Annotated in this window: 3 protein-coding genes; all 3 read left to right on the forward strand. The window is 77.0% G+C overall.

Translation table 11 applies throughout. From position 1 onward, the window contains the following. The first annotated feature begins 106 nt into the window (after positions 1–106). The gene (locus tag AB8Z75_RS33810) at positions 107–1,387 is read left to right on the forward strand and encodes an acyl-CoA dehydrogenase family protein (protein ID WP_369208794.1); all 1,281 of its coding nucleotides are present in this window, start codon (positions 107–109) and stop codon (positions 1,385–1,387) included. 140 nt (positions 1,388–1,527) lie between these two features. Next, positions 1,528–1,923 carry a RidA family protein gene (locus AB8Z75_RS33815; protein WP_369208796.1) on the forward strand — a complete coding sequence of 132 codons (396 nt, stop codon included), beginning with the start codon at positions 1,528–1,530 and terminating at the stop codon, positions 1,921–1,923. 230 nt (positions 1,924–2,153) lie between these two features. Further along, entirely contained in the window at positions 2,154–3,398 is a 1,245-nt protein-coding gene (locus AB8Z75_RS33820) for an MFS transporter (RefSeq protein ID WP_369208792.1), read from the forward strand. The last annotated feature ends 146 nt before the right edge of the window (positions 3,399–3,544 follow it).

Genomic DNA, 3,544 nt, shown 5'->3' on the forward strand with positions numbered 1-3,544 from the left:
GACCCCGTCCGCCTCTCCGGCACACCCCGCTCCTCCCCCCTCGCCCGCCGCCACCTGCGCGTCGGCGTTCGCGCTCACCCGCGCACAGCGGGAGTGGAGCGCGCGGTTGCGCACCCTGGCCACCGAGCGGTTGCGCCCGCACGCCGAGGCCGGTGACCCCGGCCGCGTCAACCGGCCCCTGCTGCGCGAGCTGGGCGCACGGGGTCTGCTCGCCCACGCCGTCCCCGGCGCGCGGGCCAGGGAGCGTGTCAGCGCGCTCGACCTGTGTCTGCTGCGCGAGGCGCTGGCCTACTCCTGCCCGCAGGCGGAGACCGCGCTCGCGCTCCAGGGGCTCGGCGCCGGCCCCGTCGCCGACGTGGGTACCGACGAGCAACGCGCGCGCTGGCTGCCCGCGGTGGCGGCGGGGCGCGCGGTCGCGGCGTTCGCGCTGAGCGAGCCGGGTGCGGGCAGCGACGCCGCCGCACTCGCCCTGCGCGCCGAGCCCGAACCAGGGCACGCGCCCGAGTCTCCCGGGACCGCGCCCGAGCCCCCCGGGGCCGAGTCCGAGCCACCCGGGGCCGCGCCCGAGCCCCTCGGGGCCGAGTCCGAGCCGGGGGCGGGGCCGGAAGGTGGCGGGGGAGCTCGCGGCGCGAGGCGGTGGCGGTTGACGGGACGCAAGACGTGGATTTCCAACGCCCCCGAGGCCGACTTCTACACCGTCTTCGCCCGCACGGGAGAGGGCCCGGGCTCGCGCGGTGTGAGCGCCTTCCTCGTCCCCGCCGACCGGCCTGGTCTGACCGGTGAGCCTTTGGACATGCTCGCCCCGCACGCGCTGGGCACCCTCACCTTCGACGCCGTACCCGTCACCGGCGCGGACCTGCTCGGCGCACCAGGCCAGGGCTTCTCCGTGGCCATGCGCACCCTCAACCTCTTCCGCCCCAGCGTCGGCGCGTTCGCCGTCGGCATGGCGCAGGCCGCACTGGACGCCTCCCTCCAGCACGCCGCCGAGCGGCCCGCCTTCGGCGGTGTCCTGCGCGACCTGCAGACGGTCTCCCACCAGTTGGCGGAGATGGCGACCCGCACCGAGGCGGCACGGCTGCTGGTGTACGCCGCCGCCGGCGCGTACGACGCGAGCGCCGGCACGGGCGGTGACGTCGCCCGGCGCGCGGCCATGGCCAAGCTCATGGCGACCGAGACCGCGCAGTACGTGGTCGACACCGCGGTCCAGATCCACGGCGCGGCAGCGCTCCAGCGCGGCCATCTCCTCGAACATCTCTACCGGGAGGTCCGCGCGCCCCGCATCTACGAGGGGGCCAGCGAGGTGCAGCGCTCGCTCATCGCCAAGGAGCTGTACAGGGCACGCCTGCCGCGCACCGGCCGGCCGCACACGAAGGAGACGCACACATGACCGGCAGCCATGAGCCCCCGACCGGCAGCCACGAGTCCCCGACCGGCAGCCACGAGTCCCCGCCTGGCAGTCATGAGCCCCCGACCGGCAGTCAGGAGCCTGGGGACGACAGCCATGCGACGGCCACCTCCCGGACGGCGGTGGCCCGCGTCAACCCGGCCGAGCTCTCCCCGCCCCGGGGCTTCTCCCACGCGGTGACGGCCCGCGCCGGCACCCGGCTGGTCTTCCTCGCCGGCCAGACGGCACTGGACGGGGAGGGCCGTGTCGCCGCCACCTCTTTTCCCGACCAGTTCAGGCTCGCCCTCACCAACCTGCTGGCCGCGCTGGAGGCGTGCGGCGGTGGACCGGCCGACCTGGCGCGGGTCACCGTCCACACCACCGACGTGGCCGCCTACCGTCACCACGCCGCACAGCTGGGCCGGATCTGGCACGAGCTGGCCGGACGCGACTACCCGGCCATGGCCGTCATCGGGGCGGTACGGCTGTGGGACGAGGAGGCCATGATCGAGCTCGACGGCATCGCCGTGCTGCCCTGACCCGCGGCGCACGCCACGCCCGCCAGCCGTTTCCCGTACATGTCACACGGCGTCGCGGGGGCGCGGGGGCGCAGGGTTCCGGCGTCGCGGGGTCACGGCATCACGGGGTCGGGGCGTCGCGGTGTCACGGTTGCGTGCGCGGGCGGGCGGGGTGCGGGCGGTGCGCGGACGGGGGCACAGGCAGGTGCGAGCCCGTCACCGCGTGCGAGAGCGGGCCGGAGGAGGAGTGGGTGAAGGCGTATCTGGCGACGGCCTTCCTGGCGCGGCTCGCGGACGAGGGCGTCGCCGTCGCACTCGCCCTCCTCGCGCTGGAACGCACCGGCAGCCCCGCGCTGGGCGCCTACGTCCTCACGGCATGGCTGGCGCCGCACGCGGTGGCCGCTCCGGTGGCGGGCGTCCTGGCCGAACGGGCCCGCAGGCCGCGGCTCTTCCACGGTGGCGCGCTCGCCGTCCTCGGCACGGCCATCGCCGTACTGGGCCTGACAGTGGGGCGCGCGCCGGTGTGGCTCTCCGTCGTCGCCGCGGTGCTCGGCGGCAGCGTCGGGCCCGTCGTCACCGGAGGTCTCTCCAGCCTCCTCGCCTCCCTCGTCCCCGACGGCCGCGCCCGTTCCCGCGCTTACGCGCTCGACGCCGCCGGCTACAACGCCGCCGCCGTCACCGCTCCCGCCGCGGTGAGCACCACCGTCGCCGTCTCCTCCGCCTGGCCGGGCACCGCCCTGCTGGCCGTCTGTGCCGGCTGCGCCAGCCTGCTTGCCGCCACCACGCTGCCGCGCCCCGCACGGCCCTCCCCACCGTCCGCCAGCGACGCCACGCGGCCCGCCGCGACAGAACCGCCCCGCGCCCCCGCAGGTGCACTGCGCCACCGGATCACCGCCGGAGTGCGTGCCCTGTGGGCGGTTCCGCCGCTGCGTGCGCTCACCGTGGCGACCTGTGTCGCCTTCCTCGGGATCGGCGGGCTGCCCGTCGCGGCCGTGCTCCTCGCCGGGGATGCCGGAGACGTTGGAGGCTTCGGAGACGGGGGAAGCCAGGCCAACGGTGGCGGTGTCCTGATGGCCGCGTTCGCGGTGGGCGGGCTGGTGGGCTCGCTGGGGCTCGCCCGGTGGCACCGTGCGCCCGAGGCCGGACGGCTCGCCCTGGGCAGCCTGTGCGCGACAGCGCTCGCGCTGGCGGGCGCTGCCCTGGCCCCCGCCTTTCCGCTGACCGTCGCGCTGTTCGCCCTCGCGGGACTGGGCGACGGGCCGCTGCTGACGGCCACCCTGCGGCTGCGCGCCGACCACGCTCCCGACGACGCACGGACCCAGGTCTTCACCCTGGGCGCGGGGCTGAAGCTGACGAGCGCGGCGGCGGGCGCCGCCCTCGTCGGCCTCCTCGCCCACCTGCGGCCCGCGACCCTCGTCCTCGGCGTGGCCGCGCTGCAACTCGCCGCCGCCGCTGTGCTGCGCGCGCTCGACCGGCCACCGTCCCGGAACGAGTGACGGACCCGCCACGCGTCGTCCTCCCGCGCCGACGAGTGGCGGAGGCCCCGGTGTTGGCGGCGACCCTGCCGTGCGCGGAGACCCTGCCGTGCGCGGAGGCCCCGTTGCGGGCGGGGGCCCGCTGTGGGCGGGGCCCCACCGTGGGG

The sequence above is a fragment of the Streptomyces sp. PU-14G genome, from assembly GCF_041028275.1.
Lineage (GTDB): Bacteria > Actinomycetota > Actinomycetes > Streptomycetales > Streptomycetaceae > Streptomyces.